Raw genomic sequence first — 15,447 nt, forward strand, 5'->3', positions numbered from 1 at the left:
AAAATGAATTTTAATTTTATATCTGCAAAAATTTCTCAAAAAATAATGAATTCAATATTTCTACTTTCAGGAATTATTACCTTAACAATTCTGGTAATTATTTTAGCATATATTTTAATTAAGGGCCTTCCGGTAATAAATTTAGAATTTATTTTCGGTCAAGTTGAAAATCAGGGTGCATCAGGCGGGATATTTCCAATAATCGTATCAAGTTTATATGTAACTTTGCTTTCAGTTTTAATATCCACTCCATTGGGAGTAGGTGCTGCTATTTATATGGCGGAATATGCAAATGATGGAAAATTAACTAGGATAATACGTTTTGGAGCCGAAATATTAGCTTCAATTCCTTCAATAGTGTATGGTTTGTTTGGATTATCTTTTTTTGTCATATTTTTAAATTTGGGATGGTCCATATTTTCAGCCAGTTTAGTTTTAGCTATTATGGGGATTCCAACAATATTTCAAGTTTCAGAAGTATCTATACGCTCAGTGCCAAGCATATATGTAGAAGGAAGTTATGGATTGGGCGCTACAAAATGGCAGACCATTTATAAAGTTGTCCTGCCTGCAGCACTTTCCGGAATTGTCACTGGAATAATATTGGGAATGACAAGAGCAATTTCTGAAGCAGCCGCTGTAATGTATGCTGTAGGCTCATCCATTACCATGCCAATTTCAATACTCGATCCGGGTAGGCCATTGCCGCTTCATTTGTATATTTTGGCAACTGAAGGCATTTCTTTACCTAATGCCTTTGGAACTGCAGCCGTTCTAGTGATTATTGTATTGATTATTACATTTTTAACTAATTATTTCACAGAAAGATATCAAAATAAAATGATGGGAAAATAAATAAAGTAAGGAGATTTAATTATGGAAAAAATTACTGTTGAGCATTTAAATACTTATTTCGGAGATGCTCATATTCTTAAAGACATAAATTTTAAAGTAGCTGAAAACACAGTCACTGCATTAATCGGTCCATCAGGTTGTGGCAAATCAACTTTTTTAAGGTCAATTAATAGGATGAATGATTTAATACCAGCATTTAAATGTGATGGAACTCTCCTTCTTGATGATGAAGATGTTTATGCTCCTGAAATGGATGTTGTGGATTTGAGAAGAAAAGTAGGAATGGTTTTTCAAAAACCCAATCCTTTTCCAAAATCCATTTTTGAAAATGTAGCTTATGGTTTAAGAATTCATGGAGAAGAAGATGAAGATTTTATAAAACAAAGAGTTGAGGAAAGTTTAAAATCAGCAGCAATTTGGGATGAAGTTAAAGATAAACTTGATAAATCCGCAATGGGATTATCTGGAGGTCAACAACAAAGATTATGTATTGCAAGGACGATAGCCAATAATCCTGAAGTTATTTTAATGGATGAACCCTGTTCTGCTCTAGATCCAATTTCAACATTAAAAATTGAGGATTTGATTCATGAACTTAAAAAAGGTTATACAATCATTATTGTAACGCATAATATGCAACAGGCATCAAGAGTTTCAGATTACACTTCCTTTTTCTTAAATGGAGAGATTATTGAAAGTGGAAGGACAGAACAGATATTTGTAAGTCCAAAAGAACAAAAAACAGAAGAATATATAACCGGAAGGTTCGGATAATAAATTAAATTAAGGAGGTATAATAATGAATGAAAAATCTCCAAGCATCACATTTCAAAATAGAATTAACAATATTAAAGAAGGTTATGAAGAATTAGGAAATTTAACCATTAAATTAACTGGAACTGTTGTCAGATTGCTTGAAAACTATGATGAAACAGATTTTGAAAATATTGAAGAATGTTCTACTACAATAGATATTAAAACAATTGATTTAGAAAGAGAATGTATTAAATTCATGGCTACAGAACAGCCTTTAGCTAAGGATTTGATGTTTATCGAATCAACACTTCGGGTAATAAGCCATTTTAAAAGAATTTCTCATTTATGTTTAAAAATTGCTAAATTAATTAAAAACATTCAATGTGCAGACATTCCTGAAAAAATTCTTAAAGAATTGGAGTGTATGGGAGATTATACCTTGATTATATTAAAAAAATCGTTCTTTGTATTTTCAAATCAGGATTTGGATAAAGCAAAAGAATTACCTATTGATGATGATAGAATCGATGAGATGTATGACTCAATTTTAAATGAAGTTACCGAAAATATGATTAAAAATAATGAGTTGATTCCCTATTTTGTTGATGTTATTTTTCTGGCCAGATACTTTGAGAGAATTGCAGATAAATCAGTTAGCATAGGATCTAGAACAATATTCATGTTAACATTGAGAAGACCAAGTATTGATGATTGAATTTTGAATAATTTTATTTCTAGTGAGTATAAATCTTTCATTCACTTAAATTTTTTTTATATTTCATTACTAAAATTTCAAAACTGCCAACAGTTATAATCAAGATTCCAATTAGGAATGCATATAAGTTTGATATAAATATTAAAATTATTGCGATTCCCGAAATTACCAATGTTCCATCCATTATTAACAAGACAAAAGATTATTGCAATTTGATTTGGCTTGAAAATTTAAACTTGAAGGGCGAGTATAAATCAACCATCTTAAATTATATTAAAGAAAAGTACCCTGATTTATTTCCATTATATGATTTGACATATAATAAAAAAGATAGGAGCTATTGGAAGAGCCTGAATAATGAAATTAAGGAATACTGCGAAAATCAAGGATTGCTGTATCTTAGGGATAATGACTCTATCATACAACCTTTTGATGAACTTCCAATTGTTGTAAATTATTTCTATCATGAAGAAATAACAAAAACTGCAAAAAGAAAGACAGATGCCATTAGCTATTCAAAACTCACATTCTGAAACGCTTCATATATCTCAGTCCAAAATCATATTTGATTTCCAAAATCACTGCCGTTAAGTCAATATCATCTAAGGAAATGAAAACAAAAAAAGTAGCTATTGAATTTCTCAACATTAACATCGAGTATTATGCAGGCAAGAGGTTACGAACTTTAAAACAATTCGTATAAAACATATGATAAAGTTGTCATACTTATGACAAAACAAAAATTCTAATAAAAAATTTATTTTTTAGTAATTATAAAATTTTTGGATGGCACTCGTAACTTTTATTATTTAATTTATATAAATAATATAATAAAAAATATAATAAATATTATTTATGGAAATGATAATATGGGTGTTACTGATTTTATTAAAACTAGATTATTGAATAATCGTGTGGAGCAATATAACACTAAACGCAGCTATTGGGGCGAGGATGAAAGACAGCCTAGAACTGACGGAATAAATACAGGTCTTGATCTTGTTGATGCACTTCCACCAGTAATCAATAAGACAATAGCTAATGCCAGATATGCTGTTAAACTTGACGGTTACACTTCAGGTGTTTTGAAAAACAGAATTGATAAAGCTAATGTTAATATTGTTCTTGTGGATAAGGAAAACAAACTATCTGCAGAACAGAAATTTACTTTAATCTTATGGGCAAGGAAAATTGACATCAGCCAGGTTGCTAAAAATATTCTGCAAGGTGGAATGGTTGATGGTGAAGGTTTAATAAAACCAGTTCAGCGTTGGGACAAATCCATAGGTAAATACATTAAACCAGTATTTTTAGAAATTGGTGCTCACGGCTATGGATTAAAAAAAGAGTTCAATGATGATAATGAAGTGCAGCTATACTTGCATGAGATGCCTAAAGATATTGTTAACGGATCTCCAGAAGAGTTCGATAATTATGTTAGTGTTGAAGAGGGAACATTAACGGTAAAGTATGAACCTGATGAGGTCATTAACTTTATGTACAATGAAATATACTGTGAAGCTCAAAGCATTATCCTGAATTGCCTTGATGATATATATCACAAGTGCAATTTAGAACGTAATCAGGTGGAAAGAATTAATAAAGATAATATTATTGAAGTAAAACCTTCTTTGGATAGTAACGGTCAGCCTATTGTTACAGAACTTTCAGCTACTGCAAAAGAAAATCTTTACGCTGATTATGGAACAACTGCTGATTCAAACGTGGCCATTGTACCTCCGGGAATTGAATCTAAAATATTAGGTGGTAACAACTACCAATCCGATTATACAAGACAGACTGAAATCTTTAGAAATAATATTTTAAGGACTTTCGTTACTCCCCAGTCTCAGGCAGGTAATGAAAAATCCAACCAGAACGTTGCTGAATACATTAACGATTCAGCTATTACAGGATTTATCGTTAATGTGGCTAATGACCAGAAGTGGGTGTTAAAGTACTGCAATGAATTATTAAATAGGCAATTGGAATTGATGGGCATTAGTGAAACTTTAGATGTTTACTTCAGTTATTCAAGAGATGACGTGTTAAGATACATTATGGAACTTTCAGCTGAAGGTGATGAAATCTATAAGAATTATCTAAGTAACTTTGAAGAGGAACAGCCTGTAGGTGAAAGGATTTTAACAGATAGTGGTGTAGAAATATAATAAAGATTTATATAAAATAAGTAATAAAATATATAATAATTAATATAATAAAATGTGATAACCATGAGGCATGAACTTTTTGAAGTTGGATCATACGACTATTCGGACTTGGATGAAAGACTCGACAAACCAGTTGAGTGGACAGAAGATGATCTTAAACTAATAGCTGAAAACTACCGTGGAGGAATTCCTTTAACTTCTGAACATGACAATATCTATGTCGGCATCGGAAACAATATTGAATACGAGGAAGGAAAGCTATTCCTTGAAATTCCTGATGAACTGGACATGGAAGGAAAAGGGTTGTCTCCTAAAGTTGATGTCTTATTAAAAGATAACGGAGATTCATTTGGAATTGATACTATGAGTTTAATAGACGTTGGAGTTACTAAAAACCCTAGAAAAATTAGATTGTTGAATTCTGAAATAACAGGTGAAACTGGAGCTAGTGGAAATCCGGAACCTCCTGCACCACAGCCACAACCAGCACCATCTAAAGATACAAATGTAGCCACTTCTTTATTATTGGAAAAACTGCAAGGAAAGGATGCTGAAATCGGAAAGCTTCAGGATGAAATAAATAATCTAAAAGAAGAATCCAAAAAGTACGATGAGATTAAAAAAGCTATTGAAGAGAATAAGGAATTCATCGACAGTAAAGATGATATCCTGAAAGAATTATCTGAACTTAGAAAAGCTGAAAATGAAAGAAAAATTAAAGAGTACGAAGCTAAATACAACTTCAACTATAATGAGAATGCTCAGGATAAAGAAATTATAGATAAGCTATTGTCCGGTGACGTTGATATGGAACTGATGGAAAAACTTGCTGAAAGAAGAATAAAAATTGAAGCAGCTAATGACGGTTCCACTCCCGGTGGTAGAAATCCCGGAAACTCTGGTGAAACCGGTGAAACCGGATCAACTGGCCGAAGCGATGATGAAAACGCTCCTTCATTTACCACTCGTGAGGAATATAATAAAATCTTAAAGGATATGGGTTTCAATAGAACTAGAATATAGCTATTATGGTGTTTTATGCTTTTTCCACCGGAGCTAGATTTTTTCATTGAACGCTCGTTATTGAAATAAGGCGGGAAGTGTTTATGGTGTTTCACTTCCCATCCCCTATTTGCATTGTAACCCTTAATGCCTAATTAATGGGGGACAAGCCCCCCATATAATTACCCAAGAATGCCAATGCAAAATAAAATCAAGTTTATCAAAACTTAACCTCGAACCGACCGCTAAAGGGTCGGTTCTTAAATCTGACAAAATTAATTATTCCTTCATATACCTATTGCGACTCATTTCATTCGTCGCAACCTGTCCATCAGAGATGGACAGCTTATTTTTAATACACTCCCTATATACGGAACCGGCCGGCGAGGGCCGGTTCCTCACTATAGTATATGCTCACCAATTCTTTACACCAGGCCTACACACACGCCTCCCGCTGGTCGGCGTGGTTCCGGCCTGGCGAATTGGTTCGCTTATAACATGATGTGAAAAATATTATAATGACTATTAATTATATAGTTAACATCATATTTTAGAAACGAACTATTGGGATTGAAATCTCCTTGTTTGATTTTTAACTTGGCAATATACTGAACTGTTTCCGGATTTAGAAAAGTGCAATATGGCTTGTTTGTCTTTTTTCTTTTGAGTTTGCATGTACAGACCACATTGTCAGCATTTGCCAAAAACTTGAAAGCATCCTCAACAGTGCTTTTATTATGATAAGAATATGTGCCATTGTATAACATTTCATTAGTCATTGATTTTGCTTCACATCTTGAAGCCCCACTACTGGCCATGACAAGAATCCATGCTTTCAAATCATCATCAGCAAGATTAAAAGCTTTTTCTGATTTCTTCTTTTCTCAGCAAATCTTCATAGCATATGCAATCATTTTGGCTAATGATTTTAGTGTTTACTGGAGGTATGAACGGAACATCCACCCGATTGTATTTATAGAAAGTTTTTATTTTGGTTAATGTAGATGCGATTGTGTTTCAGATATGATTTTCAACTAGGTGTTGCTTAAATGAATTTAACCTATCAAATAATTTAAGTTGAGTTAATGGAACATGATTTTCCTGTTCATCAATTGCTTCATTCAGGAGCTGATTTAAACTCATATTATGGAAATTCCTGTACTTGCTAAAAGCAGTGTTGTATGACTTGATTGAACCTTTTGAATGACCTGCCAACTTATGAAAATCAGCAATAATTTCTAAATCCTCACTATACATTAATAATCTCCCCTCATCAATTTCAAAAAAACATTTTTTTCTAAAATGTTAATGACAAGAAAAGATTATACCTAATCGATAAAAAAAAGAATAAAGTGATATTAAATCACTTATTTAACAACAATTTTTACTTTTTTACTTGATGCCTTGTAAAGTTTATTTCCTTTGAATTTAATAACTGCTGTATACTTGCCTTTTTTGGTTAACTTTTTAAGGTTGAAAGTTGCTTTACCTTTGGCATTGGTTTTAGCAGTATAAGTCTTTTTACCTACTTTAATGGTAACCTTAACTTTATTCACCGCCTTTTTACCAGCTTTCAAAGTAATACTGTATTTTTTAGCTTTTTTAAAGGTAGCTTTCTTTGCAGTTATTTTTGAAGGCGCTTTGTTAACTGTGACTTTAGCACTTCCAGATGAAGGAGCATACATATCATTGCCTTCAAATGAAAACTTGAAATTATAACTTTTTGGAGTTAATGATGATAAAACCATTATAATTTGACCATTTTTATCAGTTAACTTATTTTGACCATTGACATTGACCTTAACATTACTGAGAGGTTTGCCATTCGCTTTTAAACTAATGATTAACTTGTTATCGGAGCCATAAGCAATTGTAATGTCTTTGGCAGTTAAACTTGTTTTGATTCTATCATCAACAACAGTTATGAGTGATTTTACTTCACTTGCATTGTGCTTGGCATCCTCTGCATAATAAATTTGAGCAATATAAACATTTGGGGTTAAAGACAAATCAATAGTTGCTTCTCCATTACTATTAGTTATAGGGAAATATTCTTTACCGTTTAAAACTACATATAAAGTTTGATTTGAAAGTGGATTTCCATTGCCTTTCAATATCAATGACAGTTTTCCTTTTTTATAGCCTACAGTAATGTTATCTGATATGATTTGTGTTTTGATTTTTGGAAAGTCCAAATAAAAGAAATCACTTGATGCAGAGTAATTGTCGCTTCCGTTATAGCTTACATAAACATCAACTTCGCCAATGAGATTGCTTAAAATAAATGAACCATTACCGTCAGTGACTGCAGTACCTTCAACACCATCAACAATATAAGTAACATTGGAATTACCAATAACTGTGTTTAGTTTGTTTTTTAAAGTAAATGTCACTGAGCTTTCATCGGTTACATATATAAATATTGTATCTTTCTCAAATTGAGGATAATCCACATCAATACTGTCAACATCCCCTTCATAATTCAAATTAAGAGATTTGATTCCCTCATATTTGGCTTCAACGTGAATATTTTCATGGGTGTCATTATGGGTTAAAACTGTTACACCCTCATCATCCGTGATTAATCTATCTACTAGGCTTCCCCAAAATGACCAGATAATCTCAGCACCTTTGATGGGTCTTCCAGATTCATCAGTCAAAACAGACCTAAAACTATACCTATCAATAATCTCTAAAACAATATTGGTTTTAGGAGGGTCTTGTCTAAACACTGTGACGTCGCCAGTATTATTTACAAAACTACAAAATCCTTTCTTTGATGTGTCGAATACTCCATTAATAAAAACATCACTGAAAACAGAATTCCTGATATCTGCTCCACCAGACCATTTAGATAAATCAATGGTTACAATGGAATCTGCAGTAATATTTTCAAAAATACAATTGTTAAAAGTTAATTTAGAAGCAATTAAAGCATTGATACATGTATTGTCCTGATGATAATCTCTGAATGTGCAATTAAAAAAATTATCTTCAAAATAACCTCTGCTAGGTATGCACCATTGGTTGTCAACAATTAGAGTTTGGGTTTCCAAAGGAAGATTAATAAAAGTACAATTAATAAAATTAAAATTACTGCTGAATTGGGCTTTAGTACCATCAGGATGAGGTTTAAAAATAATGTTTTCAAAAGTGATTGAGGACTCCCCTTGGTGGGAACCTAACTGGAAAAACCATTGAGGTTGAACAACAACATTGTCTCCACAGCCTAACACTTTAAAATTTTTAGAAACATCAGCTCCGATAAAATTGGTATAGTTGCCATCTGCAACATAAATCACTCCATTGTTACTAATTTGCATAATGGATTGATCCAATCTATTAACTGCATATTCCCAACCTTGACTGGCGGATGAAAAATCATCATTATCCGAACTAGCATTAACATAGATTTTATCCATGCCACGATTTGTATCTTCGAGTGTGGAATCTTGTGAAACACTGATAACTTCATTATTTTCATCATTTTCTAAAGTTACATTTTGTGCATCATCAAAAACATTTTCATTAGCGCTAACAGACATGATGCAGCATAAGAATATTAGAAAAATGGAAATGAAAAATAATTTATTGTTAAACTTCAATATTCATCACCTCCTAAGTAAATTTAAAAAAAATAGAAATGAAAAATAAGTGAAAAAAGAAGTTCACTTATTTAACAACAATTTTAACTTTTTTACTGGTTGCTTTATAGTTTTTGTTACCTTTGAATTTGATTACTGCTGTGTATTTGCCTTTTTTGGTTAACTTTTTAAGGTTAAATATAGCTTTACCTTTTTTATTAGTTGTTGCTTTGTAGGTTTTTTTACCTACTTTAAGGGTAACTTTAACTTTAGCAACTGCTTTTTTACCTGCTTTTAAAGTAATTGAGTATTTTTTAGCTTTTTTCTTAGCTTTGAATGTTGCTTTTTTAGCTGTAATTTTAGTAGCAACCGGAGTTACTTTTTTAGCAGGAGTATTTGGTTGGCTTGGTTTTTTATCATCACTTGGAGTAGTATTGGTTGGAGTAGTGTTTCCACTAGGAGTATTGTCTTCACTTTCAGTTTTTGGGAAAGTAAAGTTACTATTTGCATCTAATGCATCATATTCAGTACCGTTGTATTTTACTCCAACAGATACATCACCAGTTAAACCAGAAGCAATAAACTGACCATTAGCATCAGTAGTTGCATTATAATCTTTACCATTTAAAGTGAAAGTAAAGTTAGTGTTCGCTACAGCCTCACTTAAATTATTTTTGACAGTAACAACAAGCATGGTTTTGCCAGTTACATCAGTAACATTAGTAAATTGAACATTAAGAGTTTTGGCTAATGTTCTTAAATTTACACTAGCTTCAGCAACACCATAAGATTGAGCACGAGATTTTAAACCTTCATATTCTGCACACCATACATTCCAATCTGAACCTGCTAAATCATACACAGCAATACCCTCATCATTTGTATTGACAATTCTTTTGAAGTTTGGGTCATGTGAAGGTGCAGTTATAATAATTGGTGCATTTTTAATTATATTTCCTTCATGATCTTCTAAAATAAGAGTTAAAGAGTCTCGATTAGCTGTAATGGTAATTTTTGAATTTTCTGGAAGTACTCTGTATGGATTAACATCACCAATGTTATTTTCAAATGTTGAACAATTTTCTTTTTCAACATCAATTACTCCATTAGTAGTTACATTAGAAAATTTAGAATTAGAAATATTTATTCCGCCATTTCCGGCTGAACAACTAGACAATACAATAGAATCTGAAATAATATTAGTGAAGTTACAATTATTTATATTACATTGGAAAAAATCAGTAATTTTAAAACAAGATTCTTGAACATCATAATTGTTAAAAATACAATTATTAAAGTTCAAATAAGCTATTCTATTAGGAAGAGGATCCCATTGTGATAAACCAGTTGATGTCTCAAAAGTTAAACTTTCAAAAGTACAATTTTCAAAATTTATATTATCATAGAATGTTGCAATTTTATTAATATTAAACTTGAAAACAATATTTTTAAATGTAACATATGAAACTTTTTCATTAAATTTTCCATAAATATTTACATTTTTTTCAGATTGAAAAATTACATTAGAATTATCTCCAATAATTGTCATATTCTTATCGCATTGTCTTAATGTACCTCTTCCAATACTATAAGTACCTTCAGCAACATGAATTATACCATTTTCATCAACATTAGTAATCGCAGTTCCAATGTCGTCTCCAGGATTTACATAAACTTCAGAATCTCCCAATTTTTCATTATCAGAGGCTCCCAAGTTATCATTTGTATCTTCATTTAAATTTTCCTCAACATCAATTTCTTCAGAATTGACTTCTTCAAGACTAACATCATCATCTGATATTTCAATATTATCAGATAAGTCTTCTGTTGCACTAGCAGAACCAATACAACATACTATAACTAAAAATAATGATAAAATCATTATTTTTTTACTTAGTTTCAAATTTATTTCCTCCATTTTAAATTTTTTTGCAAAAAAATTTAGTATATTTGTAGAATATACTATTATACTTCAATTTTGAAGTTTAATTTTATAAATTTTCTAAACCATGAATAAAATATATCTTATTAAATAATTTAAATACTTGAATAAAGTATATTATTAATTTAATAAACTTAATTTTACTCAAATTAAAATATGTAAAATACATTATATAAATATAATTATTTTAAAAAAATAGAGTTTGAAAAATAGTTTAAAATAACCATTTTTCATTTAAATAATTAAATTTAGTATTCTTCTTGTTCACGTTTTTGCCTATAACCAACAATTAATAAACCGATTGCCAATAATATAAGGACAATTGTTTGGATATTGGCCATTTCATCAAGTTCTTCAATCTGTTTGGTTACTTCATAGGCTTTTGGATTATCTGATTGCTGTGACTGTCTTCCTCCAGCACCAGAAGATGAAGAAGCACTTGCAATATCAACACCTGAAGAACCATAAGTATACCTGGTAGAGTTAACATCCCCATTGTGTGCTTGTGATTTGCTAGGATTTGGATTGAAGCCATTGAAACCATTATTTTTTATTCCATTTCCTTTATTCAATCCATTCAGACCAGTTCCTTCACCAGTTCCAATGAATGATTGTCCTTCACCACTAAATCCTTGTCCTTCACCTTTACTTGGTGGAGTCAAATAATTCCTCAACAATCCATTATACTCATCATCACTCATCTGCTTAGGTAAAGTCGAACCATCAGTATTATTAACAATAATGTTTCCTTTACCTTTGTCTGTCATGATAATTGCGGCTTTATCTCCGCCAGAATATGCGGTTTTTAAGATATTATTCGCAATAATGGAATCTGAAACTTTAGTATTCCCACCTTTAAGAGCCACCGCATGCTGACCATTGGTAGTCACATTATTGTATTGAATGTTATATTTATGTGTCCCGCCTGTTTTTTGTGAATAGCTAATACCATAAACATTATCTCCTTTTTTAAATTTATTTACGGTATTGACGATTATGGTATTGTTCATTATCTTGTCATCTGAGTCCTGCACTTCAATTCCGGCAACTAAAGCCCATGAATTTGATGAAGCATAACCAGTAATATTAATGAAATTGCTCATTATATCAATTCTTGTAGGACCATAGAAATTATTGGAATATATTCCAAGATTAGGACCGTTACTATAACTAGTTATCCTATTGAAGGCTATTTGCACATTTGATGTTCCAGACACTTGTATTGGATAAGCGGCACCATTACCGTCATTACCTCCTGTGCTGTAAAGAGAGATATTGTTTTTATAAACAACTACCTCTTCAGACAAGTACAAATCCATACCATACAAATAGCTTGCAGATCCTTTTGGTGTGACTTTATCCTCTTCATAAATATTATTATATTCAATGATAGCATTGTCACATTTATAGATTAAGCAACCATCTAAAGTAGGAAGTGAACCAGTTCTTTTATTTGCAACAATATTAATATCATTATTGGACAATAATAAATATGGGCAGTTATCTGCTACGAACCCTGCAACAGAATCCATACTACTTCCAATAAATATTTCACCACTCCAATCAACATCCCTTAAAGGTAATTGGCAGTTAATTTTATTTCCGGAAACTTTAGCATTTTCCACATGAAATAAAACAACCCCATAATTATATCCAGTTGAACCGTAATTTCCAACGAAATTAATGGTATTGTTAATTAATTTAACATCAGTGATGTCATCATAGTCATTATTGCAGGTTATTGCAAATCCCGTACCTTGAGTTGGAACTTTGTAGTCTATATGCACATTGCTAACAGTTACGTTGTCTGCTTTGATGAATATTCCCGAATATTCGTTAGTTGGATATGTCTTTTTTAAAACGAAGTTTAGATTTGACAAAATAACTCCGTCAGCTTTAAGGCCAAATACGGTATCATAAAATACTGCATTTCTACCAGTTATTATAGTGTTTGGTGAGTCAATGGTGATTGTGCCTTTATCTTTAAATGAACCGTCAAAGGTTAATGTTTTTCCACCATACTCTTTTTTCAACACACCATCATCATCAAAATACATTTTAAAATTTCTTTGATTGACAATAATGTTATCTGTTGATCTTAATTCTTCGGTATCGATATTAGAAGAAGAATAGGGTTCATCAGTATCATCTTCAACACTTTCAAGAGTTGTTTCTGTTGTATTGTCCGAATTAATTAAATCAATTTGACTATTATCTGAGGCAGAAACAAGACTAACACAACATAATAAAACTAAAAATATTGAAAACAATAACAGTAATCTATTAATTTTCAATTTAAATCCCATTCCTATTCTAAATTCAAAAATTTTGTATATTCTACGAATATACTAAATTCAATAAAGTGAAACTTATGACATGTGTGTCCAATCCACTTTATTAATATTATATTAGAGTTTATATGACTAATAAATGTTACTAATAAAATAAAACTTATTTTTTTAAAGATTGATAAATTAGTCAAATACATAAACTCCAATCACACCATTCTCATCAAACACTACACATATTCCAAAAAACAGAATGCCAAAGAGTAAAAGTACCAAAAGATTAATTACTAACATCTAAAATAAATCTAATATGAAAAAAGTTTCAAAGATTGTGTAAGTATCAGATAATTTGACATCTACTAATAAATTAAATAGTATATATGGAAATTAAACAGAGAGTAAAAAAACATTTTTCTCACAAAACTATCAAAATAATATTAACAAAACGTAGATATTATCTTCCTTTAGTTTATATTTTAGTTAATATTGGATTTATCGTTTCATCATTATATCCTAAAGGATTATATTTAAATTCCTATATCTATCCATTAATATTTGTTGTATTGCCCTATACTTGTTTCTTTTTACAAGTGATATATGATTACTTCTTTCAAAATAGTGATGAGGAATTCAAAAAAAAATTCTCGATAATTTATTTTATAATAGGATATTCATCAATGATATGTTTGCCATTATTATTAGGTTTTCATACATTTAATAACTTTAATCCGGATTTAACTTTTTATTATTTTGTGATTTTAATTTCATATTCATTTTTTGCTTCGTTGGTATGTAATACTCAATTAAAATATAGATTACTAATTAAATATCCAAATAATATCAATGAAAAAATATTGCAATCATTACTTCTTATAGGGATATTAATGTCTATTTTCATTTTAGCATCTCCTCAAATAATCATCTCTCTAACAAATACACTTAATTTAAACTTATCAGAAATGGGAACATTAACTAATATTGCAATTGCATTTGTTGTTTTATGTGCTACATTATCTGCTTTATCTTTCACATATTGCAGTACAATTAAAAATAATGATAATAAGAATTATTGTAAAATGAAAAAGAATGGTGAAGGTTTTTTTATTTCAACAATTCTATCGATGATTTCATTAATAGTTATTTATATTTTTTCATTGATGAGTCACGTGATTAATTTAACGAATATATTTAGATTAACCATAATAGATTTTATTTTTATAAATATTTACGCAATAGCTTTGATATTTTTAGTCAGTTTATCAATATATGTAATTTATTATATGGTTGTTTCAAGTTTTTCAACCTTAAAAATATTAGGTTTAATTGACTGATACAGGTTAATGTTGTATTTTGTAAATGAAAAATTTCATAGTTGTAATTTTGGGTGGATTTAAGAGTGGCCTATTTGTTGTTAATGTGTATAATTACAACTCACATGTTTTTATCTTTGTTTTACAAAAAGTAAATTTCAAATATTGAATCATTAATGTTAATATTACTTTTTTTATTATATTATTTATATAAATAAAGTAATAAAATATATTTATGACATTGATAAAAGAATTGCAGATTAATATCACAATGAGTAATTACAACCAAAGGAGCAGTAGCTATTCATCCAACTATGATTATATATACTTGGATTCACTAGCTAACAGTTCTTATGCCAGTTTATTCAGAAGTGATTTGAAAAACCTGAAGATCAGAACAAAAGATGGAACTTCATGTCCATTACTTTACTTGCCCAGTTATGGATCTCAAGCTGCAGCAATGCTTTCAAGAATTCCTGTTGGTAAGATTTCACAAACAACAAAGTTGATCATTGAAGTTTATGATACATCAACAACATTCTCAAGCACTTTAACAACTGGAAGTGAAGTGTTAATGTTTGATGCAAACTCTGATACATACTCAAACTTTTTCATGAACTACTCAGGTTTAAGTATCAACAATGACTCAACAGATAACGGTAGATTTTTAAGAGCTAAATTCGTTCCAAGCCTTGATGGTAGCTCTCCAACATCATTATTCACAACAGTTGCTTCAAGCCAATCATTATCAAACAATCGTGTTGTTATAGCAAGATTTAAAAGAATTACCGGTTGTGTTGATGTTAATGATAATGCAACATATC

13 protein-coding genes are annotated in these 15,447 nt (G+C 30.4%); 8 read left to right on the top strand and 5 right to left on the bottom strand.

Features of this window, described 5'->3' with window-relative positions:
* Nucleotides 1–3 precede the first annotated feature (3 nt).
* The 6 genes from pstA (at nucleotide 4) to QZV03_RS01060 (ending at nucleotide 5,520) form a co-directional block, all read left to right on the top strand.
* Nucleotides 4–855 (top strand): phosphate ABC transporter permease PstA, encoded by an 852-nt coding sequence (gene pstA / locus QZV03_RS01035; protein WP_296873853.1) that lies wholly within the window; start codon nucleotides 4–6, stop codon nucleotides 853–855.
* 21 nt (nucleotides 856–876) lie between these two features.
* A complete protein-coding gene (gene pstB / locus QZV03_RS01040) occupies nucleotides 877–1,629 on the top strand; it encodes a phosphate ABC transporter ATP-binding protein PstB (protein ID WP_294005164.1) in 753 nt (250 codons plus the stop codon).
* A gap of 25 nt (nucleotides 1,630–1,654) precedes the next feature.
* On the top strand, nucleotides 1,655–2,326 hold the full coding sequence (gene phoU / locus QZV03_RS01045; protein ID WP_295600128.1) for a phosphate signaling complex protein PhoU: 672 nt from the start codon (nucleotides 1,655–1,657) through the stop codon (nucleotides 2,324–2,326).
* 212 nt (nucleotides 2,327–2,538) lie between these two features.
* Nucleotides 2,539–2,859, top strand: coding sequence for a hypothetical protein (locus QZV03_RS01050; protein ID WP_296873854.1), 321 nt, complete (start codon nucleotides 2,539–2,541; stop codon nucleotides 2,857–2,859).
* 336 nt (nucleotides 2,860–3,195) lie between these two features.
* Entirely contained in the window at nucleotides 3,196–4,497 is a 1,302-nt protein-coding gene (locus QZV03_RS01055; protein ID WP_296873855.1) for a hypothetical protein, read from the top strand.
* Nucleotides 4,498–4,560: 63 nt separating this feature from the next.
* Complete coding sequence (locus QZV03_RS01060; RefSeq protein ID WP_296873856.1) at nucleotides 4,561–5,520, top strand: hypothetical protein; 960 nt, start codon at nucleotides 4,561–4,563, stop codon at nucleotides 5,518–5,520.
* Nucleotides 5,521–5,990: 470 nt separating this feature from the next.
* Here the strand turns inward: QZV03_RS01060 and QZV03_RS01065 are convergent, their stop codons facing one another.
* The 5 genes from QZV03_RS01065 to QZV03_RS01085 all read right to left on the bottom strand — a co-directional run bounded on the left by QZV03_RS01065 (nucleotide 5,991) and on the right by QZV03_RS01085 (nucleotide 13,319).
* A complete protein-coding gene (locus QZV03_RS01065) occupies nucleotides 5,991–6,338 on the bottom strand; it encodes a hypothetical protein (RefSeq protein ID WP_296873857.1) in 348 nt (115 codons plus the stop codon).
* Between the two features lie 178 nt (nucleotides 6,339–6,516).
* Nucleotides 6,517–6,756, bottom strand: coding sequence for a hypothetical protein (locus QZV03_RS01070; protein WP_295600114.1), 240 nt, complete (start codon nucleotides 6,754–6,756; stop codon nucleotides 6,517–6,519).
* 110 nt (nucleotides 6,757–6,866) lie between these two features.
* Entirely contained in the window at nucleotides 6,867–9,104 is a 2,238-nt protein-coding gene (locus QZV03_RS01075) for a hypothetical protein (protein ID WP_296873858.1), read from the bottom strand.
* 67 nt (nucleotides 9,105–9,171) lie between these two features.
* Nucleotides 9,172–11,001, bottom strand: coding sequence for a hypothetical protein (locus tag QZV03_RS01080; protein WP_296873859.1), 1,830 nt, complete (start codon nucleotides 10,999–11,001; stop codon nucleotides 9,172–9,174).
* 272 nt (nucleotides 11,002–11,273) lie between these two features.
* A complete protein-coding gene (locus tag QZV03_RS01085) occupies nucleotides 11,274–13,319 on the bottom strand; it encodes a hypothetical protein (RefSeq protein WP_296873860.1) in 2,046 nt (681 codons plus the stop codon).
* A 374-nt stretch (nucleotides 13,320–13,693) separates the two neighbouring features.
* On the opposite strand from QZV03_RS01085, the gene QZV03_RS01090 reads away from it, so the two are divergent.
* Together QZV03_RS01090 and QZV03_RS01095 are read left to right on the top strand one after the other, a co-directional pair.
* A complete protein-coding gene (locus QZV03_RS01090; protein WP_296873861.1) occupies nucleotides 13,694–14,644 on the top strand; it encodes a hypothetical protein in 951 nt (316 codons plus the stop codon).
* A gap of 214 nt (nucleotides 14,645–14,858) precedes the next feature.
* Nucleotides 14,859–15,447, top strand: a 589-nt coding sequence (locus tag QZV03_RS01095) for a hypothetical protein (RefSeq protein WP_296873862.1), incomplete at its 3' end; no start/stop codon positions are given.

The organism is uncultured Methanobrevibacter sp. (assembly GCF_902788255.1).
GTDB lineage: Archaea > Methanobacteriota > Methanobacteria > Methanobacteriales > Methanobacteriaceae > Methanocatella.

Bases quoted from the DNA above. Each gene is read 5' to 3' on its own strand.
- pstB (WP_294005164.1), top strand. From the start codon at position 877: ATGGAAAAAATTACTGTTGAGCATTTAAATACTTATTTCGGAGATGCT.
- QZV03_RS01055 (WP_296873855.1), top strand. From the start codon at position 3,196: ATGGGTGTTACTGATTTTATTAAAACTAGATTATTGAATAATCGTGTG.
- pstA (WP_296873853.1), top strand. From the start codon at position 4: ATGAATTTTAATTTTATATCTGCAAAAATTTCTCAAAAAATAATGAAT.
- phoU (WP_295600128.1), top strand. From the start codon at position 1,655: ATGAATGAAAAATCTCCAAGCATCACATTTCAAAATAGAATTAACAAT.
- QZV03_RS01090 (WP_296873861.1), top strand. From the start codon at position 13,694: ATGGAAATTAAACAGAGAGTAAAAAAACATTTTTCTCACAAAACTATC.
- QZV03_RS01080 (WP_296873859.1), bottom strand. From the start codon at position 11,001: ATGGAGGAAATAAATTTGAAACTAAGTAAAAAAATAATGATTTTATCA.
- QZV03_RS01070 (WP_295600114.1), bottom strand. From the start codon at position 6,756: ATGTATAGTGAGGATTTAGAAATTATTGCTGATTTTCATAAGTTGGCA.
- QZV03_RS01060 (WP_296873856.1), top strand. From the start codon at position 4,561: ATGAGGCATGAACTTTTTGAAGTTGGATCATACGACTATTCGGACTTG.